23 protein-coding genes and 1 pseudogene are annotated in these 26,845 nt (G+C 68.9%); 14 read left to right on the top strand and 10 right to left on the bottom strand.

Translation table 11 applies throughout. The features are described from left to right. Positions 1-3 precede the first annotated feature (3 nt). Both GPX89_RS13460 and GPX89_RS13455 read right to left on the bottom strand, forming a co-directional pair. A complete protein-coding gene (locus GPX89_RS13460; protein ID WP_157387778.1) occupies positions 4-1,305 on the bottom strand; it encodes a carotenoid oxygenase family protein in 1,302 nt (433 codons plus the stop codon). 38 nt (positions 1,306-1,343) lie between these two features. Then, positions 1,344-1,907: a hypothetical protein gene (locus GPX89_RS13455; RefSeq protein WP_198347402.1), complete on the bottom strand. Its 564-nt coding sequence runs from the start codon at positions 1,905-1,907 to the stop codon at positions 1,344-1,346. A gap of 98 nt (positions 1,908-2,005) precedes the next feature. Here GPX89_RS13455 and GPX89_RS13450 point away from each other — a divergent pair, with 98 nt between their 5' ends. Beyond that, positions 2,006-2,530, top strand: coding sequence for a PadR family transcriptional regulator (locus GPX89_RS13450; RefSeq protein ID WP_157387776.1), 525 nt, complete (start codon positions 2,006-2,008; stop codon positions 2,528-2,530). Here GPX89_RS13450 and GPX89_RS13445 read toward each other — a convergent pair. Beyond that, positions 2,527-3,561 carry an alpha/beta hydrolase gene (locus GPX89_RS13445; RefSeq protein WP_157387775.1) on the bottom strand — a complete coding sequence of 345 codons (1,035 nt, stop codon included), beginning with the start codon at positions 3,559-3,561 and terminating at the stop codon, positions 2,527-2,529. The genes GPX89_RS13450 and GPX89_RS13445 overlap by 4 nt on opposite strands. Before the next feature lie 202 nt (positions 3,562-3,763). After that, on the bottom strand, positions 3,764-4,171 hold the full coding sequence (locus GPX89_RS13440) for a hypothetical protein (protein ID WP_157387774.1): 408 nt from the start codon (positions 4,169-4,171) through the stop codon (positions 3,764-3,766). 227 nt (positions 4,172-4,398) lie between these two features. Between GPX89_RS13440 and GPX89_RS13435 the strand changes: the two genes are divergently transcribed. Continuing rightward, a complete protein-coding gene (locus GPX89_RS13435; protein WP_328601792.1) occupies positions 4,399-5,817 on the top strand; it encodes an amidase in 1,419 nt (472 codons plus the stop codon). Between the two features lie 39 nt (positions 5,818-5,856). Here GPX89_RS13435 and GPX89_RS13430 read toward each other — a convergent pair whose 3' ends face one another. After that, on the bottom strand, positions 5,857-7,086 hold the full coding sequence (locus GPX89_RS13430) for a cytochrome P450 family protein (RefSeq protein WP_157387773.1): 1,230 nt from the start codon (positions 7,084-7,086) through the stop codon (positions 5,857-5,859). A 10-nt stretch (positions 7,087-7,096) separates the two neighbouring features. After that, positions 7,097-8,266, bottom strand: a complete 1,170-nt coding sequence (locus GPX89_RS13425; RefSeq protein WP_407939386.1) for a cytochrome P450 family protein — start codon at positions 8,264-8,266, stop codon at positions 7,097-7,099. Positions 8,267-8,525: 259 nt separating this feature from the next. Between GPX89_RS13425 and GPX89_RS13420 the strand changes: the two genes are divergently transcribed. Continuing rightward, entirely contained in the window at positions 8,526-9,065 is a 540-nt protein-coding gene (locus tag GPX89_RS13420) for an AAA family ATPase (RefSeq protein ID WP_157387771.1), read from the top strand. A gap of 108 nt (positions 9,066-9,173) precedes the next feature. After that, positions 9,174-9,824, top strand: coding sequence for a serine/threonine-protein kinase (locus GPX89_RS13415; RefSeq protein WP_157387770.1), 651 nt, complete (start codon positions 9,174-9,176; stop codon positions 9,822-9,824). Between the two features lie 3 nt (positions 9,825-9,827). Here the strand turns inward: GPX89_RS13415 and GPX89_RS13410 are convergent, their stop codons facing one another. After that, complete coding sequence (locus tag GPX89_RS13410) at positions 9,828-11,306, bottom strand: serine/threonine-protein kinase (protein WP_157387769.1); 1,479 nt, start codon at positions 11,304-11,306, stop codon at positions 9,828-9,830. 245 nt (positions 11,307-11,551) lie between these two features. Here GPX89_RS13410 and GPX89_RS13405 point away from each other — a divergent pair, with 245 nt between their 5' ends. Further along, a complete protein-coding gene (locus tag GPX89_RS13405) occupies positions 11,552-11,995 on the top strand; it encodes a hypothetical protein (protein ID WP_157387768.1) in 444 nt (147 codons plus the stop codon). Here the strand turns inward: GPX89_RS13405 and GPX89_RS13400 are convergent, their stop codons facing one another. Continuing rightward, positions 11,996-12,751: a FadR/GntR family transcriptional regulator gene (locus GPX89_RS13400; RefSeq protein WP_235947113.1), complete on the bottom strand. Its 756-nt coding sequence runs from the start codon at positions 12,749-12,751 to the stop codon at positions 11,996-11,998. A gap of 124 nt (positions 12,752-12,875) precedes the next feature. Here GPX89_RS13400 and GPX89_RS13395 point away from each other — a divergent pair, with 124 nt between their 5' ends. The 7 genes from GPX89_RS13395 to GPX89_RS13365 all read left to right on the top strand — a co-directional run bounded on the left by GPX89_RS13395 (position 12,876) and on the right by GPX89_RS13365 (position 23,963). Continuing rightward, positions 12,876-14,276 carry a GntP family permease gene (locus GPX89_RS13395; protein WP_157387767.1) on the top strand — a complete coding sequence of 467 codons (1,401 nt, stop codon included), beginning with the start codon at positions 12,876-12,878 and terminating at the stop codon, positions 14,274-14,276. Positions 14,277-14,284: 8 nt separating this feature from the next. Continuing rightward, a complete protein-coding gene (locus GPX89_RS13390) occupies positions 14,285-14,821 on the top strand; it encodes a gluconokinase (protein WP_157387766.1) in 537 nt (178 codons plus the stop codon). A 47-nt stretch (positions 14,822-14,868) separates the two neighbouring features. Next, complete coding sequence (locus GPX89_RS13385; protein ID WP_328601791.1) at positions 14,869-15,813, top strand: extracellular catalytic domain type 1 short-chain-length polyhydroxyalkanoate depolymerase; 945 nt, start codon at positions 14,869-14,871, stop codon at positions 15,811-15,813. Positions 15,814-15,948: 135 nt separating this feature from the next. After that, positions 15,949-19,848, top strand: a complete 3,900-nt coding sequence (locus tag GPX89_RS13380; protein WP_157387765.1) for a Pls/PosA family non-ribosomal peptide synthetase — start codon at positions 15,949-15,951, stop codon at positions 19,846-19,848. After that, the gene (locus GPX89_RS13375) at positions 19,848-21,203 is read left to right on the top strand and encodes a M1 family metallopeptidase (protein ID WP_157387764.1); all 1,356 of its coding nucleotides are present in this window, start codon (positions 19,848-19,850) and stop codon (positions 21,201-21,203) included. Before GPX89_RS13380 ends, GPX89_RS13375 begins: the two co-directional genes overlap by 1 nt. 222 nt (positions 21,204-21,425) lie before the next feature. Beyond that, entirely contained in the window at positions 21,426-23,207 is a 1,782-nt protein-coding gene (locus GPX89_RS13370; protein ID WP_157387763.1) for a DEAD/DEAH box helicase, read from the top strand. A 591-nt stretch (positions 23,208-23,798) separates the two neighbouring features. Next, positions 23,799-23,963 carry a hypothetical protein gene (locus GPX89_RS13365; RefSeq protein WP_157387762.1) on the top strand — a complete coding sequence of 55 codons (165 nt, stop codon included), beginning with the start codon at positions 23,799-23,801 and terminating at the stop codon, positions 23,961-23,963. A 3-nt stretch (positions 23,964-23,966) separates the two neighbouring features. Here the strand turns inward: GPX89_RS13365 and GPX89_RS13360 are convergent, their stop codons facing one another. Next, positions 23,967-24,824 carry a phytanoyl-CoA dioxygenase family protein gene (locus GPX89_RS13360; RefSeq protein WP_157387761.1) on the bottom strand — a complete coding sequence of 286 codons (858 nt, stop codon included), beginning with the start codon at positions 24,822-24,824 and terminating at the stop codon, positions 23,967-23,969. Between the two features lie 43 nt (positions 24,825-24,867). Here GPX89_RS13360 and GPX89_RS13355 point away from each other — a divergent pair, with 43 nt between their 5' ends. Together GPX89_RS13355 and GPX89_RS44550 are read left to right on the top strand one after the other, a co-directional pair. Further along, positions 24,868-25,446, top strand: coding sequence for a TetR/AcrR family transcriptional regulator (locus GPX89_RS13355; protein ID WP_328601790.1), 579 nt, complete (start codon positions 24,868-24,870; stop codon positions 25,444-25,446). A 52-nt stretch (positions 25,447-25,498) separates the two neighbouring features. Continuing rightward, positions 25,499-25,900 (top strand): nuclear transport factor 2 family protein, encoded by a 402-nt coding sequence (locus GPX89_RS44550; RefSeq protein ID WP_157387760.1) that lies wholly within the window; start codon positions 25,499-25,501, stop codon positions 25,898-25,900. A gap of 27 nt (positions 25,901-25,927) precedes the next feature. Here GPX89_RS44550 and GPX89_RS13345 read toward each other — a convergent pair. After that, positions 25,928-26,821: pseudogene (locus GPX89_RS13345) on the bottom strand (EamA family transporter); the annotation flags it as partial. Positions 26,822-26,845: the final 24 nt, after the last annotated feature.

Raw genomic sequence — 26,845 nt, 5'->3', positions numbered from 1 at the left:
CGATCAGTGGTCGGGTAGCCAGTTGCCGTGGAAGCCGAAGGGGACTCGGCGTGGTAGGTGGATGGTGGCCATGGGGGCGGCGGTCAGGTCTTCGGTGGAGAGGATGACCAGGTCGCTGCGGTTTTCGGCGGCGTCGTAGACGTAGGTCATGAGATAGCCTTCGCCGCCGGGGGTTTCGTCGGCGGGGGCGAAGCAGGCTTCGTCGGGTCTGCGGCCGGGGCCGAAATCGTGGGCGACGCCTACGCCGGTGTGCAGGTCGTAGCGCAGGAGTGCGCCGGTGTCGTCGTGGGCGGCGGTGGCGTGGCCGAAGCGGGCGTCGAGACCGGCCAGACGGTCGTCGATGCGGGGGAACTCGGCGGCGCGGTCGTCGAGTTGTTCTTCGCGGACGGTGCCGGCGTTCAGGTCGATGGTCCAGCGCCACAGGGTGGCGGTCTCGTCGAAGTCCTGGGAGTCCTTGCGCCACATGCTCGGATGCCGCATGACGTGCACGATGAGGCGGCCCGGCTCGTCGTAGGCGTTGAAGGTGTGGAAGACGTAGCAGGGGTCGATATCGAACCAGCGCACCGCGCCGTGCGGGTCGTCGCGGCGCAGCACGCCCAGCCGAGCCTGGTAGTCGTCGTTCCATCGGAAGGGCAGGCCGCCGCCCGCCATCGCGCTCGGCAGATCGAAAAGCACCGGCAGGTCCATGAAGACGACGTGTTCGGCGCTGAGGACGAAATCGTGGTGCATGGTCGCGGCCGGAACGTCGATGGGGCGGCTGATCTCGAGATTGCCCGCCGCGTCGGCGCGGTGATAGGTCAGGTAGGGCTCGCGGAAGTCGTAGCCGAAGAAGTGCAGCTCGCCGGTGGTCGGGCAGGTCTTCGGGTGCGCGGTCATGGCGGTGGTGAGCTTGCCGTCGAAGTCGTGCGGGCCGAGAGTGTCCAGCTCGCAGGTGATCTCGTACGGGAACGAGGATTCGACGAGTGCGAGGGTGCGCCCGGCGTGCCGGATGACGTGCGTATTCGCCACGCCCGCGGTGTAGTCCCGATTGCCCTGCGCGTCGATGCCACCCGCCCCGTCGGTGAAGGTGGTGGTGCGCACCCACCGGTTGCGATACGACACCGCGCGTCCGCCCTCGATGCGCACCCCGTGCACCATGCCGTCACCGGCGAACCAGTGCCGGGAATTCGCGGCGTGCGGGTTGGGGCCGTTGCGCAGGTACCAGCCGCTCAATTCCCCGGGAATCGTTCCGGTAGTGGACAGTTCGAATTCGGTGACCTCCTCGAGGACGGGCGCGTAGTTGCCGGTGAGGTACGGAATGGCCATGATCGATTCCTGACTTCGAGAGATATTGCGAAGGAGATTCACTCCGCGAGCTCGCCGAGGGCGGCCCGCGCCTTGCCCTGGATGTAGGCGACATAGCGGAGGGTGAAGACGGCGGGAACGACGAACGCCAGCACCTGCACGCCCACCCGCGCCCCGGTCGCCCCGTGCGCGAGCACCGTCAGCGCGAGACAGCCGATCACGAAGCTCGCCGTCCACACCGAGGTGAGCACGTATGCCGTCCGGATGAACAGCGGCTGATCCCAGAACTCCTGCGGCGTGGTTTCTTTGGCGATCGGCAGCGTGAACGGCACCCGGATCAGCAGCGAGACGCCCGCGATGACCGCCAGCACCCCCGAGGAGATGGCGGGCATGTAGGCGTGCACCGCGCTATTCGGATCGGCGAAGGCCACCACCGCGACGGCCGCGAAGAACACCGCCGACCCGAGATCGAGGATCAGCGAGTCGAGACCGCGCCCGGCCCGGCGCTGCTGCCAGATCAGCCCGGCGGCCACGGCGACCGAAATCAGCGCCGACCACTGCCAGTACTGCGACGGAATCACGGCGTAGACGATCCAGGGGGCGAAGGTGCGCAGGTAGGACACGGCGAGAACTCCTCGGCGGCACGACATTCCAGTTTTGACACGTCCAAGCCTGAGCCTCCAGTTACGACATGTCAAGACTGGAATGTAAGGTGATCGGCATGAGTCTCCGGTACGCCTTGCTCGGACTGCTGTCCGACGGACCCGCCAGCGGTTACGACCTGCTGCGGACGTTCAAGGATTCGCTGGCCAATGTCTGGCCCGCGACGCAGAGCCAGATCTATACCGAGCTCACCAAACTCGCGGAAGCCGGGCTGCTCGAGGTCAGCGACCAGGGCCCGCGCGGACGCAAGGAATACACCCTCACCGCCGCCGGTCTCGAGGATCTGCGCACCTGGCTGACCACCACGAAGCCCAAGCCCGCGGTACGCAACGAGGCGCTGCTGCGGATCTTCTTCCTGGGCGTGGTGCCCCGCGCGACCGCCCTCGGCTATCTCGCCGAGATGGAGGAGGGAGCGAATCGAGCACACGAGGAGCTGACCGAGCTCGAGAAGGCGATCGACTGGGACGACAGCAACCTGTCGGTGTACGGCCGTATCGCACTGGAATACGGCGAGCGCATCACCGCCATGAACCGCGAGTGGGCACGCTGGGCCATCGAACAGTTGCCGCCCGAAGCGCCCTAGAGGCCGAGCCCGTGGGCCAGCACCGGCCACGACGCGGGCAGTTCGTCATCCCAGTAACCCCAGGAATGCGTTCCGTAGGGGTGCAATTCGATCGTGGCCGGAATGCCCAGAACGCTGAGCCGCTCCCCCATCTCGCGGGTGCACTGATCCGTGGCCGCCTCGAGGATGCCGCCCACCAGGATCTGGTTCGCGAGATTGTCGGTGGCACCGGCGAAATGGCGGTCGCTCACCTTGTCGTGGGGGCCGGGCAGGCCGTTGCCGCTGGACAGATACAGATCCAGCCCGCGCAACGCGTCGGCATGCAGGTAGGGATCGTTGGCCGCCCACATCGGGTCGCCGGGCGGGCCGTACATATTGTCGGCATTGCCGCCGCCGAAGGCGACCGTGAGGTGGACGAAGGCCTGGCCGATCGGATCGGCGATGCGGGCGCAACCGCTGTAGGCCGCCACCGAGCGATACAGCCCCGGTTTCGCGATGGGCAGCTGCAGCACCGAAGTGCCCGACATCGACACGCCCACAAGGCCGTTCACGCCATTGGCGTCGAGGGCGGCGTCGAGGAGCGGGGGCAGCTCCTCGGTGAGGTAGGTGGTCCATTTCATCACGCCCAGCCGCGGGTCCGGATCCCGCCAGTCGGCATAGTAGGAGGCCGCGCCGCCGATCGGCTGCACCACGTTGACCTGCTTGTCGGCCAGGAAGCCGAAGGCGTCGGTGCGGTGGTCCCAGGAGGCCGCGCCCTTGCCGCCGCTGCCGCCGCTGAGCAGGTAGAGCACCGGGCGCGGTGCGGAGGTGTCGGCGGGCCGCTGCACGTCGACGGGGAAGTCGGCGTTCATGGCGGCGGAGTGCACGGTGAGTTCCAGATGCCGGGCATCGATCGCATGCCCGTCCACGATGGTCGAACCATCTGGTGCGACAGGCGAAGTCGGCTCGTCGGCCGGGGCCGGCACATCCGGTTCGGCGGTGGCGGGCAGGTCGAAGGGGGAAGAGGACAGCGCGACCAGTGCCACCGCTGCCAGCACTGCCACGCTGCTCATGATCGAGCGGATTCGCACGTCCGGGGTCCTGGTTCTGCAAGACCGCCGATCCGGGGATCGAGCGGCCGGGGCTTGCGACGGCTCGCGCCGTCCGCCGCCCGACCTCTTGGATGTCGAGCGCGCGGCGGCGAGTCTGACAGCTGCCCTCTAACGGCAGGTTTCGGCGGGCTGTCGCCCAGAGGACAGATTGCGCACCGGCGATTCAGCTCAGGGTGAGCAGCTTCGCGGTACCGGAGACGACGGTCTCGCTCGCGTCGACCAGGGCGACCCGAACCTGTACGGGCGCACCGGAAGCCAGCGGCGTCTGCCCGGAGACCGGGGTCAGCGCGATGGTCGCGGTGTGCTGGGAGCCGTCGCAGGTGACCGATTTCTGACTGCCGGTGGCGGCCGGGCCCTCCGCGTTCGGGTCGCCGACCATCGCGTCGATGCTCGCGACGCCCGCCCCCGATTCACATGTGTAGGTGATCCCGACGACCGACGGCCCGGCCGAGTCGACGGTGATCGTGTTCTCCGCGAGCGCGGGTGCCGCGGCGAGCAGCCCGGTCGCGATCAATGCCGTGAACGCCGCGGCGGCGCCCGCCGTACGCCGCGATAGTCGACTGGTGACCATGGGTTTCGCTCCTCCTGGGTTCGTTTCGTGAACACACCGGGAAATCTGAAACACCGAAAAGCCATGCGGCCGCGATCGCGCCGCAGACCTCCATGGTCCTGCCACCGGGGCCGATCACGTGGGAGAACCGCGTCTCCCGGCGAGTCACGCGACCGGCCGCGTCCGAGGTCGCGGGCGGACCCGAGTCGGAGGACTATGGATGGGCGTCCGAATGATGAGGAGCGCCTGTGGATTCCGATCTGTGTTATGCGTCGGCGCGGGAACTGGCCGGATGGCTGCGCGCGGGACAGCTCTCGGCGGTCGAGGTGGTGCGAGCCCATCTCGACCGGATCCAGCGGCTCGATCCCAAGGTCAACGCGATCGCCACCCTGGTCGCCGAGCAAGCGCTCGATGCGGCGGCGGCCGCGGACAAGCGGTTCGCGAGCGGGGCGGAGCCCGGGCCGTTGCACGGGATTCCGATGGCGCACAAGGACACCCACGACACCGCCGGTATCCGCACCACCTACGGCAGTCCGCTGCTGGCCGAGAATGTGCCGGAGCGGGACGAGCTGGTGATCGAGCGGCTGAAGGCGGCGGGGGTGATCACGCTAGGGAAGACCAATGTGCCGGAGTTCGCGGCCGGATCGCACACGGTGAATCCGGTGTTCGGGGCCACCCGCAATCCCTACGACCCGGGCAAGTCCGCGGGCGGCAGCAGCGGCGGCGCGGCGGCGGCCCTGGCGTGCGGCATGGTGCCGCTGGCCGAGGGCAGCGATATGGGTGGGTCGCTGCGCAATCCGGCCTCGTTCTGCAATGTGGTCGGGTTCCGGCCGTCACCGGGGCGGGTGCCGACGTGGCCGCGGCCGCTGGCCTGGTCGACGCTGGCGGTGCAGGGCCCGATGGCGCGGACGGTGGCGGATGCGGCGCTGCTGTTGTCGGTGCTGGCGGGACCGGATCCACGCAGCCCCATCGCGATTGCGGAACCCGGGTCGGTGTTCACGGGAGCGCTGGATCGGGATCTGCGCGGATTGCGGGTGGCATGGTCGCCGGATCTGGGCGGGACGGTGCCGGTCGATCGCGGGGTACGGGAGGTGCTCGAACCGTCGGTGCGGGTGTTCTCCGACCTCGGAGCGGTGGTGAGCGTGGACTGCCCGGACCTGTCGGGGGCCGAGGAGGTCTTCCGCACCCTGCGGGCCTGGCAGTTCGCGAGCACGTTCGGTCCCCTACTGGCGCACCGGGATCAGCTGAAGCCCTCGCTGGTCTGGAACATCGAGGAGGGGTTGAAGCTCACGGGCAGCGATATCGCCGAAGCCGAAGTGCTGCACACGAATCTGTTCCACCGAGTGCGGGAGTTCTTCGAGCGCTACGACATTCTGCTGCTGCCGGTGAGCCAGGTGCCGCCGTTCGATGTGGAGCTGGAGTTTCCGCGCGAGGTGGCGGGCGAGCCGATGCACAGCTATCTGGATTGGATGCGGTCGGCGTATTTCGTCAGCGCCACCGGCTGTCCGGCGCTGTCGGTGCCCGGCGGGTTCACCACCGCGTGGATGCCGGTGGGGTTGCAGATCGTCGGACCGCATCGAGCCGACCGGATGGTGCTGGAAGTGGGTCATACCTTCGAGCAGGCAACCGGATTCGGCACCGTGCGCCCGCCACTCGTCACGAGCTGAACAAATGGCGCGGGCCGGTATCGGCCCGCGCCCCGGCCACTACTCGGCCGCCAGGAACACCGGCAGCGCGGTGTGCCCGTTGGAGATGAAGCTGCCCAGCGGCGTCAATTCGCTTGCGTCCATGGCCAACCGGATGTTCGGGAACCGTTCGAACAGCGCGGGCAGCGCGATCGCCGCCTCCATCCGGGCCAGCGGCGCACCCAGGCAGTGGTGTGCGCCGTGCCCGAAGGCCACGTGCTGGTCCTTGGTGTCGCGGTGGATGTCGAACGCGTCGGTGGTCTCCCCGTGGATCTTCGGGTCGCGGCTCGCGCCCGCGTAGGAGGCCAGGATCGCCTCGCCCTTGGGGATGGTGTGACCGTCGATTTCGATGTCCTCCACCGCATATCGCAGCGGCAGGTGAGCGACCGGGGCCTGGTAGCGCAGGGTCTCCTCGATGACATCGCTCCACGACGCCCGCTCGGCGATCACGTCGGCCAGTTGCTCCGGGTGGGTAAGCAGCGCGACCACGGCCTGGCCGAGCAGGTTGACGGTGGTCTCGTGCCCGGCGTTGATGACGAGCATGAGGGTCGCGACCAGCTCGGCCTCGCTCAGCCGCGAGCCGTCCTCGTCGTCGCGGGCCGCGATCATGGCGGAGGTGATGTCATCGCCCGGATTGTCGCGGCGGTAGGCGACGAGTTCGCCGATGCGCTCGGCCATTTCGAGGTAGTTGGCCATCGACTCCTCGGCGGTCAGCGAACCGTCGAAGAAGCCGTCCACGCACTTGTGGATGGCGGCGTCGAGATGCTCGGGCACACCCATCAGGCTGGAGATCACATTGATCGGCACCGGGTAGGCGAACAGCGAGCGCAGGTCCACCTGCGAACCGGCCGGGAGCGCGGCCAGCTCGTCGAGCAGTTCGGCGACAATGGCCTCGATGCGCTCGCGCATGGCGGTGGTGCGGCGGTTGGTGAACGCCGGGGACACCAGCTTGCGCAGGCGGCGGTGGTCGGAACCGTAAGCGGTGAACATGTTCTCGGCGATGACCCACGGCAGCAGCGGCCACGCCTCGGTGATCTCGCCGTTCATGAATGCCGCCCAGTGCTGGCGCGGGTCCTTGGATACGCGGACGTCGGCCAGCAGACTCTTGAGCACGGCCTGGTCGGTGACCGACCACGCCTGCACACCGCCGGGCAGTTCGACCAGCGTGACGGAGCCCTGTGCGCGAATCCGTTCGGATTCGCCCTGGATGTCGGTGCCGGTGACATCCAGCACGATCGGGCTGTGGGACATGTAGCGCTCCTTATACCGCGCGCAGCGCGGGACTCAACGGGAATTCGACCGGCAGTGCCACCATGGCGCGGTGGAACGGGCCTGGACGCCAGGAGATTTCGGACTTCTCGACAGCCAGCTTCAGGTCCGGCACCGCGTCGAGCAGCTGGTCGATGGCGGTCTGCGCGACCAGGTACGCGACCGAGCGGGCGGGGCAGGCGTGCGGGCCCGCGCTCCAGGCCAGGTGCGAGCGATTGCCGGTGCGGTCACCGCCCGCGATCTCGGGATCGTTGTTGCAGGCGGCCAGGCTGATCATGACCGGCTGGTGGGCCGGCAGCCAGGTGGTGTCGATGAGGATGGGCTGACGCGGGTAGCTGATGGCGAAGTTGGCCATCGGCGGGTCGTTGAAGAGGACCTCGTCGAGGGCGTCGCGGGTGGAGAGGCTGCCGCCCAGCATGTCTCCGCCGAAACGGTCGTCGGTGAGCATCAGCAGCAGGGTGTTGGAGATCAGGTTCTGCATGGGTTCGATGCCCGCGCCGTAGAAGCTGACCAGCTGGTACAGCATCTCCTCGTCGTTGAGCTCGGCCTCGTGGTGGGCCATGCGGGAGGTCACGTCGTCGCCCGGCTCGGTGCGCCGCAGCGCGATGAGTTCGAGCAGCGCCTCGCCGAGGGTCTGCATGCCCCACGCCGCGTTCACGGTGTCGAACAATGCCGCCATGCCGGTGGCGACCCGCTGGCCGATATCGGCTGAGCAGCCCACCAATTGGTTGAGCACCTCGAACACCAGCGGCAGCGCGTACTGCGACACCAGATCCGCGGCGCCCTCGGCCTCGAGCGTCGCGATGAGCGGTCCCGAGATCCGTTCGACGGTGGAATGCACGGCGTGCAAATCGATCCCGTCGATAGCGGCGGTGTAAGCCTGCCGATACCGGGTGTGCTCCGCCCCCGCATTGCGCAGCGCGTTCGGATACCACTGCATCATCGGCTTGACCGGCGAATCCTCCGGAATCCCTTCCTGCCACACCCGCGGGTCGGCCGGAAAGTGCTCGGGATCATTGAGAATCCGCAGGGCGGTCCGATAGTTCACCACCAGCGTCGCGGGCACCCCCGGCGACAACTCGATCGGCACCATCGACCCGTGCACCCTGCGCATCTCCCGATACGCCCGGTGCGGATCCGCCGCGAATTCCTCGGTCCCCAACAGAATCCGATCCTGCTCCCCCCGCGAATGCGCTCCCCCGCGCACCGGACACCCGTCCGCCGCCCCCGAGACCCCGCCCCAAGACCTTGCAGTATCCAAGCCCGAAACTCCGTATCGACGAACACTTTTCACCGTCCCGACCGAATCATCCCGATCGAGCCACCGCTTGGCACCCTAGCAGCCCCCTTACCCACCCACCCCCTTTGTGAAACGCCCTCTCTCCCACGCCCCACCGATCCCCCTCGGCCATGATCATCCAATGGACGGAATCCTGGTGCTGGTCAACGGACTTCCCGGCGCGGGCAAATCCACCCTCGCCCGCGCGCTCGCCGAAGCGCTGCCCGCCGAGTTCCTCTCGAAGGACACGGTGAAGGAAGCCCTGGCCACCTGTGTCACCGACGCCGCCTCGATCCCCGCCCTCGGCTCCATCGCCATGAACGTCGTCTGGGAGCTCGCGGCAGCCTCCCCCGCCAACGTCATCATCGACTCCTGGTGGTTCAAGCCCCGTGACCTCACCTTCGCCCGCACCGGCCTCACGACCACCAAAGCCCCTCTCGCCGTCGAAATCTGGTGTGACGTCCCCACCGAAACCGCCCGCTCCCGCTACACCTCCCGCCACCGCCCCGCGTTCTACCATGATCGCCAACGCCTCGCCGACCACTGGGACGACTGGGCGGCCCGGGGCGAACCGCTTGGTCTCACCCCCACTATCCGAGTCGACACCACCCTCCCCGTCGATGTCATCCGGCTCGCGAATCAGATCCATCGACTCTCGATTCCGCCCGCCGCCAGCCGGTGATCGCGTGGATCATTTCGCGGGCCAAGGGGCGGGGCGGGGGTTACAGTCCTGGTAGGGCGGGCGTTTCCGGGAGTCGGGCAGCCATGGTGTGACCGGTAAGGAGCGGGCGTGGTCTTGCGGCCGGGGGTGGAGTTCGCGGGATATCGGATCGTTCGGGCGATCGGGTCGGGCGGGATGGGGTCGGTGTATCTCGCCGAGCATCTGCGTCTGGAGCGCGTTGTGGCGTTGAAGGTGCTCCATGAGAAATTCACCGCGGATCCGAAGGCGCGCAGGGCGTTCGAGCGGGAGGCCACGTTCGCCGCGAGACTGGATCATCCGAATATCTTTGCCGTCTACGACCGCAGCGGTTCCGATGATTCGACCTTGTGGTTGTCGATGCGGCACATCGACGGCAGGGATGCGGTCGGACTGCTGCTGGATGAACCGGACGGGTTGCCGGCCGAGCGGGCGGTTCGTTTGATCACCGATGCCGCGCACGCGCTGGATTACGCGCACGGGGTCGGGGTGCTGCATCGTGATGTGAAGCCCGCCAATCTGCTGATCGATCACGATCCACGGGCCGGGGAACGGGCGGTGCTCACCGACTTCGGGATCGCTCGCACGCTCGACGACACGGTGACCCAATCAGGGTTGGCGGCGACGCTCGCGTATGCGGCGCCCGAGCGCTTCACGAACGAGCGGGCCGATCACCGCACGGACGACCAGCGCGTGGTCTACCGATGGCGCTGGTCCGGTGGCCGCTACGTCCGCAGCGATTGATCTCTAGTCGTCGATGGAGGTGATGAGGGTGTGGTCGGCGGCGGTGCGGGTGGTGACGGTTTGGGTGAAGACGTCGGGGAGCTGGCCGGGGGGTTGTTGGGTGATTTTCACGGACCAGTGGTCGTTGTCGGTGGGGGTGAGGCGGGTGACCTGGACGCAATACCGAGTGCCCGGGGGGACGGAGTCGATGCCGGATTGGATTTTGGGGGCGTCGGCTACGTTGCCGGAGTCGTCGGCGACGAATTGGCGGGCGGCGGTGCCGGAGCGGAGCACGTAGTAGGCGTATTGGAAGCCGAGGATGGCGTCGGGGCCGGTGGCGGTGCTGCCGGAATCGGTGCCGGAGACCATGTCCGGGGTGCGGCGGACCGGGCAGCCGTCGGCGGCCACGCCGGCGGAGGTGCTGATCGAGGTGGGGGTGGTGGTCGGGACGGCTCGAGGGGCGGTGGTGGTGAGCAGGGCGCTCGAGTGGGAGCTGGGGCCCATCAAGGAGGAGAGCAGGCCGATGGCGGCGGCTACCGCGCCGACCGAGACCACGACGGCCAGGGAGATCAGGATGATGCGGGACTGGTTCCAGGATGCCGCGACCGGAGTCGCGCTGTGCCTGCCCGTTTCTCGCGGCGGCAGGGCGGCCGGGCGTGGGCGGGAGGCGTTGAGGGCCGCTGTCACCGAAGTCGCCAGCTCGGTACAGGTGGCGAAACGATGGCGCGGGTTCTTGGCCATGGCGCGCGCCAGGATCGAGTCCAGCGTGGCGGGCAGGGCCGGGTTGAGCGCGCGCACCGACGGGACCGGTGCGCTCACGTGGCCGTAGATCAGGCGCGGCAGATCCGCGTCGGCGTAGGGCGGTGCGCCGGTGAGCATGGCGAACAGGGTGCAGCCCAGCGAATACACGTCGGCGCGGCGGTCGACGCGGGCCTCGCCGTGGAAGCGTTCGGGCGCGGTGTACTGGAAGCTCGCCATCACCTCACCGTTCTCGGTGATGCCGCGGACCTCGTTGCTCGACTGCGCGATGCCGAAGTCGCTGAGCAGCGCCCATTCTCGCGGCTGCGCGGTGAGCAGGATATTGGCGGGCTTGACGTCGCGGTGCAGCACGCCCGCGTCATGGGCGTAGTCGAGCGCGCGGGCCACGTCGGCGGTGATGGCAGCGGCGCGTTGCGGCTCGAGCGGTCCGGTGAGCAGTTCGGCGGCGAGATCGGAGCCGTCGACATAGGCCATGGCCAGCCACTGCCGCCCCTGTTCCTCGCCCCGGGCATAGATGGTGACGATATTGGGATGCGAGAGGCGGGCAATGATATTGGCCTCGCGCAGAAACCGCTGTCGGCTCTCCCCGTCGTCGCCCGCCACACTGTTGAGCAGCTTCAATGCGACGAATCTGGGTAGGTCCCGATCGTGGGCCAGGTACACCTCACCTGTCCCACCGGTACCGAGCAACCGCTCGATCTGATACCCGGCGAAGATCACTCCCGGCCGGAGCTGCTCAACCAACCAAATCCTCCCGATCCACCTGCCCCCGCAGACAATACCGGGCTCCGCCGACCACCTCGCGACCTAATCCGCCACCGTCCCCGCAGCACTCCCCGCGCTGGTCAGATGGCCGCACATCGCCTCGTACCGGCGGTGGGCCCCTTGACAATTCGATAGGCTTGAAATTGGGACGGCTCCCAGCACGCGATGGGGCGAGGACGTCGGGAGTTGCTTTCGGCCGGATAGCGGCAGCGGAAGGACATCCGATGGGGACGGTGCGACGGATTCTTACGGGGCTGGTGGCGGTGCTGGGGATCACCGCGGGGATTTGTGGGGTGAGCGCGCAACCCGCGCGCGCGGATTGGCTGCCGCAGTGGGCGCCGTTCGGGACAACGGTTTTCACGTTCGGGGACGCGAATTTCTGTGCGGGACAGATCGCGGTCGGACTCGAGGCCGCGCACGGAATGCCCGGGCATGTGACCGCGTATGTGACGCCGCTGGGGTATCTCGGTGGGCCGTGCGGCAATCACATCGTGCTGGGGTGGCTCGGATCCGCGGGCGGCGGGTCACGCGACGTCTACGTGCACACCTCGACGGTGGGTCAGACCCAGACCGTGGACCTGTGGGTCGGGATGGGCTTGGCCAAACTGTTCGCCAACAGCTGGCCGCTGCAAGGCCCATGGGCCGAGTGGTATCTGGTCGTGCCCTGATCAGCCCGGCACGGCAGGCGATTTCGCGGCGGGCGGCTGCAAGCACGCGATAGCGGACGCCGATTCGGTGACGATCTCGCGCATGGCGGCCTCGGCCGCCGCGGAGTCACCGGCCTGGACGGCGGCGGCCACCGCGGCGTGCAGTTGAAGGGCCTGCGGGTTGGCCTGGGCGGGCATCAGTTCGTGTTCGGTTCTGCCCGTCAGCACTTCGCGCACGATCGGCGCGAACACCGCGAGCAGCGGGTTGCCCGAGGCGGCCAGCAGGGTCGCGTGGAAGGTGACGTCGTGGTCGAGGTAGGCGGCGGTGTTCGCGGCGCGGGACGTGGCCGACATGCCCATGACGGCGGCGGTCAACGAGGCGCATTGCTCGGGAGTGGCGTGGGTCGCGGCCAGCCCGGCGGCGAGCGGTTCGGTGCCGGAACGCAATTCGGCCAGCCAGGCCAGCTGGGCGAAGCGGTTCGGGCCGGCGAGCTGCCAGCGGATCAGCTTGGGGTCCAGCGCATGCCACTGCCCGGGATCGAGCACGGTGATCCCGGCGCGGCGGCGCGTGCTGACCATGCCGAGCGATTCCAGCACCCGCACGACTTCGCGGGCCACCGTGCGGGAGACCTCGAAGCGGGTGGCGATCTCGTCGGAGGAGATGCGCGCGCCGGGTGCGATGACACCGGAGGTGATGTCGGCCCCGAGTCGTTCCAGCACCGACTCGTGCAGGGGCAGTGATTCGGCGCTGTCGACCATGGCTTCAGTTTCACACATCCCAGGCATACCTATCGGCATCCGAACTCGAATACGTCATACATATTCGCTCCAAGTCTTGATATAGTCCTCCATATTAGGTCTCTGTGTTCTGGATCACTCCACCTCGACTCGAAGAAGCGTCATGCACAATCTCGAACCTCTCGCGGCCGCGAACCTGGCCGACGCGGCCACCCATCACGCCGGTAGCGCGCAACTCATCACCGCGGCCCTCATCGGGATCGCCCTCATCGTCGGCCTGATCACCTGGTTGAAGCTGCATCCGTTCCTGGCCCTGGCCATCGGTGCGGTGACCGTCGGCCTGATCGCGAAGCTGGGCGCGGCCGACACCGTGGCCTCCTTCGTCAAGGGCTTCGGCTCGACCATGGGCAGCGTCGGCATCCTCATCGGTTTCGGCGCCATGTTCGGCAAGCTGCTCGCCGATTCCGGCGGCGCGGATCAGGTGGTCGACACGCTGGTCCGCCGGGCCGGAGCGCGGGCCCTGCCGTGGGTGATGGGCCTGGTCGGCGCGATCATCGGCCTGCCCATGTTCTTCGAGATCGGCGTGGTGCTGCTGATCCCGGTCATCCTGCTGGTCGCGCACCGCTCGCGACTGCCCTTGCTGGCGGTGGCGATTCCCGCGCTGGCCGGCCTGTCGGCCATGCACGGCCTGGTGCCGCCGCATCCGGGCCCGCTGGTGGCGGTGGCGGCGCTCAAGGCCGATCTGGGTCTCACGCTGGGCCTGGGCGTGCTGGTCGCGGTGCCGACGGTGATCCTGGCCGGACCGCTGTTCGGCAAGCTGGCCGCCCGCTGGGTGAATGTGCCGGTGCCGGAGCTGTTCTCGACCGACGAGGACGAAGACAAGCAGCGGGGCCCGCGCCCGAGCTTCACCGCCACCCTGGCCACCATCCTGCTACCGGTGGCGCTCATGCTCGGCAGCGCCGTCTTCGACGTGGTGTCCCCCAAGTCGGGATCCATGGTCAAGAAGTTCCTCGATGTGCTGGGCACCCCGGTCGTCGCGCTGGGCATCGCCCTGATCGTCGGCATGCTGGTGCTCGGCCGCGGCGGCCGCATGACCCGGGATGCGCTGTCCGCCACCATGAACAGCGCCCTGCCGCCGATCGCGGGCATTCTGCTGATCGTCGGCGCGGGCGGCGGCTTCAAGCAGGTGCTGGTCGATACCGGCATCGCCAACACGATCGCCGACGCGATCCGCGACTCCAGCCTGCCGGTGCTGTTGCTGGCCTGGTTCGTGGCCGCGCTCATCCGGGTCGCGACCGGTTCGGCGACGGTCGCCACGGTGACCGCCTCGGGCATTCTGGCTCCCGTGGCCGCCGGACTGAGCAATTCGCACGTCTCGCTCATGGTTCTTGCCATCGGCTCGGGTTCGCTGTTCCTCTCGCACGTCAACGACGCCGGATTCTGGATGGTCAAGGAGTACCTCGGCCTCGATGTCGTGCAGACCCTGAAGTCGTGGAGCGTCATGGAATGCGTGATCTCCCTGGCCGGTCTGGCGGGCGTGCTCGCCCTGAGCGCGGTCATCTAGGAGGACTGATGGAATCCACTCCGCGACCGCACATCGTCGTCCTGATGGGCGTCTCCGGTTCCGGCAAATCCACGGTGGCGGGCATGCTGGTGAGCACCCTGGGCTGGGATCTGCTCGAGGGCGACGACCTGCACCCGCCCGCCAATATCGCGAAGATGCACGCGGGGCACGCCCTCACCGACGCCGACCGCGAGCCGTGGCTGGAGGCGATCGCGGAGTGGATGTCCGAGGAGGTGGCGGCGGGCCGTTCGGCGCTGGTCACCTGCTCGGCCCTCAAACGCTCCTATCGGGACATCCTGCGCCGCAGCATGATCGGGCACCCCGAGGCGGTGCTGACGTTCCTGCACCTGACCGGTTCGCGCGAGGATCTGCAGCGCCGTCTCACCGCGCGCATGGACCACTTCATGCCGCCGGGCCTGCTGGACTCCCAGTTGGAGACCCTCGAATCCCCCGGCCCCGACGAGCATATCGTCAGCATCGAAATCGGTCCTCCCCCAAACGAAGTCGCGGCCGCGGCGCTGGCCGCGATCCGGGCTCACAGCTGATTCGAAGCTTCAGCCCAGCTTCAGCTGAGCTCTCTACGATCACTCGCGTGTACGCACCGAGAATCGCCGCCGCGATCGCACTGTCCACCGTGTTCATGGCCGCCGGGTGTGGGCACCCGCTGGCCCGCGCCGCCGACGACACCACCGTCACCCTCGAATACGGTGGGCTGCAACGGCAATACATCGTCCACTATCCCGCCAACCACCCCCAGGGCCTGCTGCCCGCCGTGCTCGCCTTCCACGGCGGCGGGGGCACCGCCCAGAACTCGGCCTCCTTCTTCGGCTTCGACAAGCTCTCCGACGCCGACGGTTTCATCGCCGTCTACCCCAATGGCTACGAGAAGTCCTGGAACGACGGCCGTGGCGACGACACCAACGCCAGTGCCGCGAACATCGACGACGTGGGATTCGTTGCGGCCGTGATCGACCGTCTGATCGCCAACGACTCCGTCGACCCGTCGCGGGTCTACGCGACCGGAATGTCCAACGGCGGCATGTTCACCGAGGACCTCGGCTGCAAGCTGTCGGACAAGCTCGCCGCCATCGCCCCGGTCTCGGGCCCGCTGCCGCAGGCCGACGTATCCGCCTGCACCCCAACCCATCCCCTGCCGGTCCTGGAGATCCACGGCACCGCCGACCCGATCGTCCCCTATGACGGCGGCGTCGTGCGCGTCACCTCCGGTCACCACGGCGCGGGCTCGAGCCCCGTCCTCTCGGTCGACGCCACCCAGCAGCTGTGGCGCGAGAAGGACGGCTGCGACGCCGCGACCAGCACCCAACTCCCCCAGCGCACCGACGACGGCACCACGGTCACGATCCAGTCCTCCGACTGCGCGAACGGCTCGAAGGTACAGCTCTATTCGATTGCCGAGGGCGGCCACACCTGGCCCGGCGGGTCCCAGTACCTGCCGCAACTGGTGGTCGGCAAGGTCTCCCATCAGTTCGACGCGGCCGAGGTGATCTGGCAGTTCATGTCCCAGTTCCGCAAATAGCCCCAGGTGAACATCAGACAACCAGGACGTACCGGTACCGTGGACTGATGTCCGCCACGGAGTTTGCCTGCCGGTAACTCTCGTGTGAAACAACCAACGTTGAAGGATGGTTCCACGAGAGGTGTGCACGAACTGATGCCGCAATCGCAGGCCGATACCGCCACCGAGGTCGACGCCAACCCCATGCTGCGGGCCGCGCTGGCTCCCCCGGCCCGCACGCTGGTGGATGTTCTCGCCGCCACCGCCGCGGCCCACCCCGACGCACCCGCCCTGGACGACGGTGACGTGGTCCTCACCTACGCCGAACTGCGCGAGGAGATCGCGCGCGGGGTCGAGCGCCTGGCCGCGGCCGGGGTGCGGGCGGGCGATCGGGTCGGGGTGCGCATGCCCTCGGGCACGCGGGGGCTCTACGTCACGATTCTCGCGGTGCTGCACGCCGGGGCGGCCTACGTCCCGGTGGATGCCGACGATCCCGACGAGCGCGCGCGGCTGGTGTTCGGGGAGGCGGCGGTCTCGGCCATCGTCACCGGGGTGGGCATCGAATCGACGGACGTGACAAGGGAATCCGGCGCTTCCCCCGGCACCGCCGAGCCCACCCCCGCCGACGATGCCTGGATCATCTTCACCTCCGGTTCCACCGGAACCCCGAAAGGCGTTGCGGTGACCCACCGCAACGCCGCCGCCTTCGTCGACGCCGAGGCGCGCCTGTTCCTCCAGGACGCTCCGATCGCTCCCGGCGACCGCGTGCTGGCCGGGCTTTCGGTCGCCTTCGACGCCTCCTGCGAGGAGATGTGGCTGGCCTGGCGGCACGGCGCCTGCCTGGTGCCCGCCCCACGCGCGCTGGTGCGCACCGGCGCGGATCTGGGCCCGTGGCTGGTGCGCCGCGAGATCAGTATCGTGTCGACGGTGCCGACGCTGGCCGCCACCTGGCCCGCGGAGGCGCTGGAACCGGTGCGGCTGCTCATCTTCGGCGGCGAGGCCGTGCCACCCGAGCTGGCCGAGAAGCTCGCGGGCAACCAGGATTCCGACCGCGAGGTGTGGAACACCTACGGGCCCACCGAGGCCACGGTGGTGGCGTGCGCCGCCCTGCTCGACGGCGGCTTCCCCATCCGCATCGGCCTGCCGCTGGACGGCTGGGACCTCACCGTGATCGACGCCGCCGGAAACCCGGTGGGCGAGGGTGAATCCGGTGAACTCGTGATCGGCGGCGTCGGCCTGGCCCGCTATCTGGATCCGGCCAAGGACGCCGAGAAGTACGCGCCGCTGGAATCGGTCGGCTGGGAACGTGCCTACCGCAGTGGCGATCTGGTCCGCAACGACCGCGAGGGCCTGGTCTTCCTGGGCCGCGCCGACGACCAGATCAAGCTGGGCGGCCGCCGCATCGAACTCGGCGAGATCGACAACGCGCTCCAGCATCTACCGGGCGTCACGGGCGCGGCGGCCGCGATCCGCAGCACCAAGGCGGGCAACAAGATCCTGGTCGGCTACCTCACCGGCCCCGACGCCGGCTACGATCTGAGCGCGGCGAGAACCATTCTCGCCGAACAGCTTCCGGCCCCGCTGGTGCCGCGCCTGGCCGTGGTCGCCGAACTGCCCACCCGCACCTCGGGCAAGGTGGACCGCAACGCGCTGCCGTGGCCGCTGCCCAAGGCCGCGCCCGCCACCACCGAGAGCGGGCTCACCGAGACCGAGCAGTGGGTCGCGGGACTGTGGGATTCGATTCTGGGCGCGGAGGTCTCGGACCCGAACGCCGACTTCTTCGATGTGGGCGGCGGCTCGCTGGCGGCGGCCCAGCTGGTCGCGGCGCTGCGGGAGCGGCATCCGCGCGTCGCCGTCGCCGACCTCTACGACCATCCGCGCCTGGGTGCGCTCGCGGCCTTCCTCGACAGTTCCGCGCCGGTCGCCGAGGTCGAGCAGCGGCACGTGCGCCCGGTTCCGTTGGCCGCGCAGCTGTTCCAGGTGCTCGCCACCATCCCGCTGACCACCCTCACCGGCCTGCAGTGGCTGACCTGGCTGGCCATCGTCGGCAATATCGCGGCCTGGTCGGGATCGCTGCCGTGGCTGCCGCACCTGTCGTGGTGGTGGATGCTGGTGGCGTTCCTGCTGTTCATCTCCCCGCCGGGCCGAATGGCGCTGTGCGTGATCGGTTCCCGGTTGCTGTTGCGCACGGTGAAACCGGGCACCTATCCGCGCGGCGGGCAGGTGCACCTGCGACTGTGGACGGCCATGCGCCTGTCCGAGGCCAGCGGGGCCGAGAACCTCTCCGGCGCACCGTGGATGGTGCCCTTCGCGCGGGCCCTGGGCGCGCGGGTCGGGCGCGGCGTGGACCTGCACACGCTGCCGCCGGTCACCGGCATGCTCGAACTCGGCGACGGCTGCAGCGTCGAGCCCGAGGTGGACCTGTCCGGCTTCTGGATCGACGGCGACGTCGTGCACATCGGCCCCATCCAGATCGGTCCCGGTGCGGTGGTGGGCGCGCGCTCGATGCTGCTGCCCGGCACCAGGATCGGCCGCAACGCCGAGATCGCACCCGGCTCCGCGGTCGCGGGCAAGGTGAAGGCCGAACAGGAATGGGCGGGCTCGCCCGCGGTGAAAGTCGGTAAGGCCCAGCACCGCTGGCCCGGGGAGACCCCCGCGCGGGCCTCGCACTGGGTGGGGATCTTCGGCATCACCTCCATGGTGCTGGCCGCGGTGCCGATCCTGTCGCTGGCCACCGGCGGCCTGCTGATCGCCTGGTGGATTCGCGACACGCAGACGCTGGCAGCCGGTCTCGGCCGCGCCTTCGCCATCCTGCCGGTAGCGATGCTGCTGGTGCTCGGCGTGTACGCGGTGGTCACCATCGCGGCGGTGCGACTGTTGAGCATCGGGCTGACCGAGGGTCACCATCCGGTGCGCAGCCGCCAGGGGTGGCAGGCCTGGGCCACCGAGCGGCTGCTGGATTCCGCGCGCACCTTCCTGTTTCCGCTCTACGCCAGCCTGCTGACGCCGATATGGCTGCGCCTGCTCGGCGCGAAGGTCGGCAAGCGCGTGGAGATTTCGACGGTCCTGCTGCTCCCGAAGTTCACCGTGGTCGCCGACGGCGCGTTCCTGGCCGACGACACCATGGTCGCCAGTTACGAATTGGGCGGCGGCTGGCTGCGCATCGGCGAGGCCAAGGTCGGCAAACGAGCCTTCCTCGGCAACTCCGGCATGACCGCGCCCGGGCGGCGGGTGCCCAAGAACGGTCTGGTCGCGGTGCTCTCGGCCGCACCGTCCAAGGCCAAGGCCGGATCCTCGTGGCTGGGCAGCCCGCCGATCCGGTTGCGCCGGGCCGCCGAAACCGCCGACACCGCACGCACCTTCGATCCGCCGCTGCGCCTGCGCGTGGCCCGCGCGGTGGTCGAGACCTGCCGATTGATCCCGGTTTTCGTGACCTTCGCCATCGGCCTCGGGGTGCTGTTCGCGCTGGCCTGGCTGGCCCGCACCCTCGGCCACGTGCCCGCCGCACTGTTGAGCGGGCTGGTGCTGATCACCGCGGGCGCGGTCGCCGGAGCCTGCTCGGTGATCGCGAAATGGCTGCTGGTGGGCCGGATTCGGAACGAGGAACACCCGCTGTGGAGCTCGTTCGTGTGGCGCAACGAGGTCGCCGACACCTTCGTCGAGCACGTCGCGGCACCCTGGTTCGCACGCGCCGCGACGGGTACGCCCGTGCTGAATCTCTGGTTGCGCGGACTCGGCGCGAAGATCGGCCGCGGGGTATGGTGCGAATCTTATTGGCTTCCGGAGGCTGACCTGGTGACACTCGGTGACGGCGCGACAGTGGAACGCGGCTGCGTCGTACAGACGCACCTGTTCCACGATCGGATCATGGCCATGGACACCGTGACCCTGGGCGCGGGCGCGACGCTGGGACCGCACTGCGTGGCCCTGCCCGCCTCGGCCATCGGCGCGGGCGCGACCATCGGCCCGGCCTCACTGGTCATGCGCGGCGACAGCGTGCCGCCGTCCACCCGCTGGTGGGGCAACCCGATCGCGCCCTGGGGTGGAGGGCGCTGATGCCGCTGCGCCTGGACGAACCCATCGATGATTACCTGCCGCAGAACGGAAACCGCGGGTATCGGGTCTCGCGCTACGAGCTGGAGCTGGTCTACAAGATGTCGAGCAACCGGCTGTCGGGGACCGCGGAGATCACCGCGGTGACCACCGGGGTGCGAGATCGATTCGCGTTGGACCTGTCCCAGTCGTTGTCGGTGTCGAAGGTGTTGGTCAACGGGGTCAAGCCCGCCAAGTACCTGCATCAGCGCGGCAAGCTGGTGATCACGCCGCGGCAGAAGATCCCGGCGGGCGGGGCGCTCGTGCTGACCGTGAACTACGCGGGTCCGCCCAAACCGGTGCGCGGGCCGTGGGGCGAGGTCGGGTGGGAGGAGCTCACCGACGGCGCGCTGGTGGCCAGCCAGCCCAATGGCGCGGCCTCCTGGTTCCCGTGTGACGACCATCCCAGTTCCAAGGCCAGCTACCGCATTTCGATCACCACGGACTCCCCGTACTACGCGCTGGCCAACGGCACCTTGATGCGCAAGCTGACCAAGGCCAGCCAGACCACCTGGGTCTACGAGCAGCCCGAACCCATGGCCAGCTACCTGGCCACCATTCAGATCGGCCAGTACCGCAAGCAGCGGGTGGACGCGCCGCGCGGCTCGGTGCCGATGCAGGCCGTCATCCCGGCGCGGCTGCGCACCGCGTTCGAGCACGATTTCGCGCGGCAGCCGCAGATGATGGCGGCCTTCACCGAAAAGTTCGGGCCCTACCCGTTCGAGGCGTACACGGTGGTCGTCACCGACGACGATCTCGAGATTCCCATTGAGGCCCAAGGCATCTCGGTCTTCGGCGCGAACCATTGCGATGGGCGGCGCGGCGAGGAGCGCCTGGTGGCGCACGAGCTAGCGCACCAGTGGTTCGGCAACAGCCTCACCATCCGGCAGTGGCGCGACATCTGGCTACACGAGGGCTTCGCCTGTTACGCCGAATGGATCTGGTCGGAAGCCTCGGGCGGGCCGAGCGCCGACCAGCTGGCCCGCAATGCGCACCGGAATCTGACGCGGCTGCCGCAGGATCTGCTGCTCGCCGACCCGGGGCCCGAGCTCATGTTCGACGACCGGGTCTACAAGCGCGGCGCGCTCACCCTGCACGCGCTGCGGCTGACCATCGGTGAAGCGGCCTTCTTCGACCTGCTGCGCACCTGGACCGCCCGCTACCGGCACGCCTCGGTCACCACCGGCGACTTCACCGATCTGGCCGGGCACTACAACCCCGTTCCACTGCAGCCGCTCTGGGACGCCTGGCTGTATGCGCGGCCACTGCCCGCGCTGCCGACCCTCCCCGCGTACGAAGCGGATTTGTCGACCGGGTAGACTTCCAGCGAACACTGAAGTTGATCATGGATGTGACACGGTCACATCGAGCGTCGTAGATCGCTACCACTCCTGAGCAGCCCCCACTGCGCGGCAAGCTTTCCTTACGGCGATCGATTTTGCCCAACGGCAATCTCGCCACCCCCCTGTGCCCCCGGCGCGGACAACGGTCCGCAGCACGGCTCGGGCACCCCCGATGCCCTGAAAGGCACTGCAATACAGATGAACAACGCCCCGACCTCCTTCGCCGGGCTCGGCGTGCGCGAGCCGCTGGTCCGCGCACTCGATGCCGCCGGCATCACCGAACCCTTCCCGATCCAGGCCGACACCCTGCCCGATTCACTGGCCGGGCGGAATGTGCTCGGACGCGGCAAGACCGGCAGCGGCAAGACCCTCGCCTTCTCCATCCCCATGGTGGATCGCCTCGGCGCGCACACCGCGCGCAGCGCCGCCCACCGCCCGCGCGGGCTGGTACTGGCCCCGACCCGCGAGCTGGCGACCCAGATCGCGGCCACCCTCGAGCCCCTCGCGGCCGCCTTCCGGATGTCGGTGACGACCATCTTCGGCGGCGTCTCCCAGCACCGCCAGGTGCAGGCTCTCAAGCGCGGCGTGGACATCGTCATCGCCTGCCCGGGCCGCCTCGAAGACCTCATGAAGCAGGGCCTGATCAGCCTCGACGATGTCGAGATCACCATCATCGACGAGGCCGACCACATGGCCGACCTCGGCTTCCTGCCCGGCGTCACCCGCATCCTGGCCGCCACCCCGGAATCCGGTCAGCGCCTGCTGTTCTCGGCCACCCTCGACAACGGCGTGAACAAGCTCGTCAACCGGTTCCTGCCCGACGCGGTGAAACACTCTGTGGACGAGGCGAACTCGCCCGTGGCGGCCATGACCCACCATGTGTTCGAGGTCTCCACCAACGACGCCAAGCGCGCGGTCGTGCACCGGCTGGCCTCGGGCTCCGAACGCCGAATCCTGTTCACCCGCACCAAGCATCAGGCCCGCAAGCTGGCCAAGCAGCTCACCACCGCGGGCATCCCGGCCGTCGACCTGCACGGCAACCTCTCCCAGCCCGCCCGCGACCGCAACCTGGCCACCTTCGCCTCCGGCGACGCCAAGGTCCTGGTCGCCACCGACGTCGCCGCCCGCGGCGTCCACGTCGACGGCGTCGAACTCGTCGTCCACGTCGACCCGCCCGCCGAACACAAGGCCTACCTGCACCGCTCCGGCCGCACCGCGCGCGCCGGAAACGCCGGCGACGTCATCACGCTGGTCCTTCCCGACCAGCGCAACGACCTCGCGGTCCTGATGCGCAAGGCCAAGATCACCGTCACCCCGCAAGCGGTCACGGCCAACTCCCCCGCGGTCACCGACCTCATCGGCGATGTCGCGCCGCTGGTCCCACTCTCGGACACGGCGACTCCCCACCGGGCCAAGACCGGTGCCGTCGCGAAGGCCGCACCGGCCGCGAAGTCGGTGCGACACGCGCAGCGTCCGAGCACGCCGCGTGGCAGCGAGGGCAGCACGGCGCCGCGCGGCCGGCGGCGCGGTCCGGTGCGCGAGACGGAGGCGCGGACCACCGACTGGGCAGGCTCGCGAAAGAGCGAGGCGGCCACCGCCGGTCGGCCCGGACGCCGTTCGGGGCAGGGCAGCGAGAGCTACCAGCCCGGCGCCCGCTCCGACGGCGGCACGGCCGGTCGCCCTCGTCGCGCGGACCGCTCGGCGGAGTCCGACCAGCGCGGCAGCCGCTTCGACAACGCCTCCGGCACCCGTACACCCGGCCGCCGCGGTGAGCGCGAAAGCGGCGCACGCGATTTCGAAGGCGGGCAGCGCGGCGCACGCACCGGCGGTTCGACCGGCAAGGCCGCGCGCCACAGCGAGCGCGGCGGACTGAACTCCGCGCGCCAAGGCGGTCGCGGCGCGGCCCCCGCAGGTAGCACCGGCGGCCTGGCCGGATTCTCCCGCACCGGCGGCGGACCTCGCCGCCGTCGCGCCAACTGACGAAGCGGCAGCACGGCAACCAACTGAAATACGACGTGTCGCCCGGTCATCGGCCGGGCGACACGCGTGTTTCGGGCACGGCACCGCGTAACAACGCCCAGCGGCCTGGCCGGGCGCTCCCGTCGTGGCGGGTAGCCCCGCCGACGCCGCGATGGCCGACCGCCACAACCCACCAGCCACTCGGCCCCAGAATCCGATCCGCGGCACGTCACAACGGCTGACAGCGACAGCCCGGCTCGGCGAAGTCTCGCCGGGCAATCAGAGATTGATCCGCGGCACGTCGGATCAGGGCTCTCGCAAACCCAGGTCGAGTGCTGCCCGACTCCGGTCGCGTCGCGCGGATCGGAACCGACCGGGAGACGGGCGCGGCGTCGGGTCGTTGCGGATGACTGTCGGCGCGTCGCTGTTGTGTCGCTGGTCGTGGGATCGGCGCGCCCGAGTGCGGGGGTGGGGAAAGAATGGGACAATTGCCCATATCTCCTGAAGCTGGTCGCTCGTACAGTTAATTGAGAGCAAGCAGCTGCCCGCTTTATTGGTTTCGGTATTTCTTCTTACGTCTCGGACGCTTTTACAGGGTCAGGAGAGGATGTCATGAAGACTCATGCGCCATTGAGCGAGCGGGCCATCGTCAAGTTCGAGCATGTCGAGGATCGATACAAGGTGTCGGTCACTCCGATCGATCGGCTCAATTGGCGCGTGGGGTACGCGCCGGATATGAAGGCCGCCGTCGAGCTCGCCCATGAACTCGTCAACTGAGCACTACAGGGGCTGAGCACCGGGTTCGAGCAGACGTTTCGGGTGCATGCCGTCGACCTGCCCGATGAAGGGCGGATGAATGCTGTAGCCCAGCATGCGGCGAATATCCTCCGACACCGCGCGGACCGTATCGCGCGTCATCGACAGCGTGAAAGCCTCTTGCGGGCGAAGCCACGGTTCGCAGTATTGAGCGGTCAGGGCCAGGCGGGAATTCGGCGAACGATTCGCGCCACCGCCGTGCCATAGCGTGCCGACGAAGAATACGCAGCTACCGGCGGGCATTACCACCGGTTCACGATGCGCGGATTCGTCCGGCAGGCGATCACCCCAGAGATGGCTGCCGGGAACGACATCGGTCGCCCCGTTCTCGGCGGTGAAGTCGTCGATGGCCCAGATGGTGGCCGCCCCCAACGCCTTTCGCGGCCTCGGCAGCGGATAGAACCCGTCGTCGGTGTGCAGCATCTGCGCGTCCTCGCCGGGCAGGATATTGATCACCTGCAGCATCGACAGCAGGTAGTTCGGCAGGAACAGCCGATCCAGCAGCGCCAGCACGCGCGGATGATCGGCGATCCGGTCACAGGTGCGGGTCTTGTTCAGCACGCTGTAGATCCGCTGCGTCGAATGTCCCTCGAAGTTGTTGCGCCCCTTGAGATCCAGCAGCGGCCCCACGTCTGCGCGGATGGCGTCCAGCTCGGCGGGCGAGAGCAGATCGCGCAGGATCACGTACCCGTCCCGCAGCACCGCCGCCAGATCCGCGTCGACCACCGCGGCATCCACTCCCGCACCGCTGCTCTCGGTGCGCCGATACGTCCCCGCCAGGTCGCCATCCAGATCGCGCAGCGACGTCACTTTTCCGCTCATCCCCGGCATCCTTTACATAACTGAGTTCTGTTATTGTTCGACAGTGGCACGCGCACCCCTCGGACGTCAACAACTCCTCGACGCCGCCCGCGACGAGTTGGTCCATGCCGGCGGCACCCTCGAGCTCAGCGCCCTCACCCGCCGCACCGGCCTGAGCACCGGCGCGCTCTACCACCACTTCGGCTCCAAAGTCGGTCTGCTCGCGGCGATCTGGGACGACTTCTACGAGGGCCTCAGCCGCGCCACCGCCGACGACCGCCTCCCCGCCGACGGCGACTGGGCCACCCGCGAACATGAACGCACCCACCGCTTCGTCGCCTACCACTTCGACCATCCCCTGGCGGCCCTGCTCGTCAACCGGGTGGCCCCCGACCCGGGCCTCACTGAGGTCGAGGCCAACTACATCCGTAATCTCGCCGACGCCGCCGCGACCAATATCCGCCGCGGTCAGGCCACCGGCGAGATACCCGCCGACCTCGACCCCGACAGTGCCGGCGCCTTCGTCATCGGCGGCCTCCGGCACGGCATCGGCCAGCAACTCCGGGCCGATCCCCGCCCCACCGTCGACGTTGCCGCCGAACGCCTCTGGCGCCTCACCGCCGCCGCGCTGCGCTTGGCCTGACCGGCCGCAAAAGAACTGGCGTCACGTCACCGCCCGGGCGAGACTCGAGGCCATGCCGATCTCTCCAGCCGACCGCCTCGCCATTCACGAATTGCTGGCGCTGCACGGACATCTCAGCGATGCCGGTGACTTCGCACGCTTCGACGAGGTGTTCACAGACACCGTCAGCTACGACCTGACCGCGTTCGGAGCGGGCGTGGTCACCGGCCGAGACGCCTTGCGCGACATGGCACTCCAGTTGGGTGACAACAACCCGCTCGCCCATCACGTCACCAATATCGTGGTCTCCCCCACCGGCGCCGACTCCGCCGAGGCGCTATCGAAGGGTCTGGCCGTCAATACCGACGGCACCACCGGCAGCGTCACCTACGCGGACACCATCATCCGAACCGATGACGGATGGCGGATCAGCCAGCGGGTCATCACCCCGCGTCGAAAGCCCCTCACGCCCTGAGGGCATCGTCACCTGCACCAGCAGCGCACCGGTCAGCATGATCACCGCCCCGGCCAGCTGGCCGGGCCCGAGCGACTGGCCGAACAACAGCCATGCCAAGGCGGCGGCAACGAGCGGTTCCACCACGGCCAGCACGCTGGCCGACGCCGAGGACAGGTACCGCATGGCATGCAGTCCGGCCAGGTAGGGCACCACCGTGCCCAGCACAGCGAGGACCAGCAGCACCGACCACGCCGGAATCCGTGCGCCGTGAAGCGCGACCGGAGCCGTGAGCAGTGAGCGGGACAGTGTCCACGGCGGAGCGAGGGCCATCGCGGCAATCATGCCGAGGGCCAAGGCGATCGCGGTCAATCCCGCCGGATCGTGTTTGCGCGCACCGTGTTCACCGAGCAGGAAGAATCCGGCCGAGCAGAGGGCCGAGCCCAGACCGGCGGCGATACCGAACAGGTCCACTCGCGTGCCCTGCCAGATCTGGGCGACCAGGGTCGATCCGCCCGCCGCCGCGCCGATCCCCAGCCACACCGTCCCCGGCAACCGAGTGCGCCGCACCGTCCGCACCCACAGCGCGACCAGCGCGGGCGCGAGATTCACCAGCACCATCGCGACCCCGACCGGAATCCGGTCCACCGCAACGAAGAACAACACCTGTACGCCGGCGACGCCGAGCAGCCCGTACCCGAGCAGCAGCCCCACCTCACCGCGACCGAACCGCAGCGCCCGCGGCCGCAGCACCGCGACCACCGTCACGAGCAGCATCGCGGCGACCGCGATCCGCGCCGAGGTCACCTGCGCCGGGGACCAGCCCGCCGCCATGACGCCCTTGGCCAACGGACCGGAACCGGCGAACAACACCCACGAGGTGAGACTCCACCCGATCGCCCGCGCCCGAACCGCCCGCCCGGCCGTTCCCCTCGCTGCCATCGCCGCAGTCTGTCCATCCGAGCG

The sequence above is a fragment of the Nocardia terrae genome (assembly GCF_009760405.1).
Lineage (GTDB): Bacteria > Actinomycetota > Actinomycetes > Mycobacteriales > Mycobacteriaceae > Nocardia > Nocardia terrae.
Note: the sequence above shows the minus strand (reverse complement) of the source record. Positions and strands in the feature narration are given on the sequence as shown.

Coding starts and splice junctions, on each gene's coding strand:
- GPX89_RS13460 (WP_157387778.1), bottom strand. CDS start 1,305: ATGGCCATTCCGTACCTCACCGGCAACTACGCGCCCGTCCTCGAGGAG.
- GPX89_RS13450 (WP_157387776.1), top strand. CDS start 2,006: ATGAGTCTCCGGTACGCCTTGCTCGGACTGCTGTCCGACGGACCCGCC.
- GPX89_RS13445 (WP_157387775.1), bottom strand. CDS start 3,561: ATGAGCAGCGTGGCAGTGCTGGCAGCGGTGGCACTGGTCGCGCTGTCC.
- GPX89_RS13440 (WP_157387774.1), bottom strand. CDS start 4,171: ATGGTCACCAGTCGACTATCGCGGCGTACGGCGGGCGCCGCCGCGGCG.
- GPX89_RS13430 (WP_157387773.1), bottom strand. CDS start 7,086: ATGTCCCACAGCCCGATCGTGCTGGATGTCACCGGCACCGACATCCAG.
- GPX89_RS13420 (WP_157387771.1), top strand. CDS start 8,526: ATGGACGGAATCCTGGTGCTGGTCAACGGACTTCCCGGCGCGGGCAAA.
- GPX89_RS13405 (WP_157387768.1), top strand. CDS start 11,552: ATGGGGACGGTGCGACGGATTCTTACGGGGCTGGTGGCGGTGCTGGGG.
- GPX89_RS13400 (WP_235947113.1), bottom strand. CDS start 12,751: ATGTGTGAAACTGAAGCCATGGTCGACAGCGCCGAATCACTGCCCCTG.
- GPX89_RS13395 (WP_157387767.1), top strand. CDS start 12,876: ATGCACAATCTCGAACCTCTCGCGGCCGCGAACCTGGCCGACGCGGCC.
- GPX89_RS13390 (WP_157387766.1), top strand. CDS start 14,285: ATGGAATCCACTCCGCGACCGCACATCGTCGTCCTGATGGGCGTCTCC.
- GPX89_RS13380 (WP_157387765.1), top strand. CDS start 15,949: ATGCCGCAATCGCAGGCCGATACCGCCACCGAGGTCGACGCCAACCCC.
- GPX89_RS13375 (WP_157387764.1), top strand. CDS start 19,848: ATGCCGCTGCGCCTGGACGAACCCATCGATGATTACCTGCCGCAGAAC.
- GPX89_RS13370 (WP_157387763.1), top strand. CDS start 21,426: ATGAACAACGCCCCGACCTCCTTCGCCGGGCTCGGCGTGCGCGAGCCG.
- GPX89_RS13365 (WP_157387762.1), top strand. CDS start 23,799: ATGAAGACTCATGCGCCATTGAGCGAGCGGGCCATCGTCAAGTTCGAG.
- GPX89_RS13360 (WP_157387761.1), bottom strand. CDS start 24,824: ATGAGCGGAAAAGTGACGTCGCTGCGCGATCTGGATGGCGACCTGGCG.
- GPX89_RS44550 (WP_157387760.1), top strand. CDS start 25,499: ATGCCGATCTCTCCAGCCGACCGCCTCGCCATTCACGAATTGCTGGCG.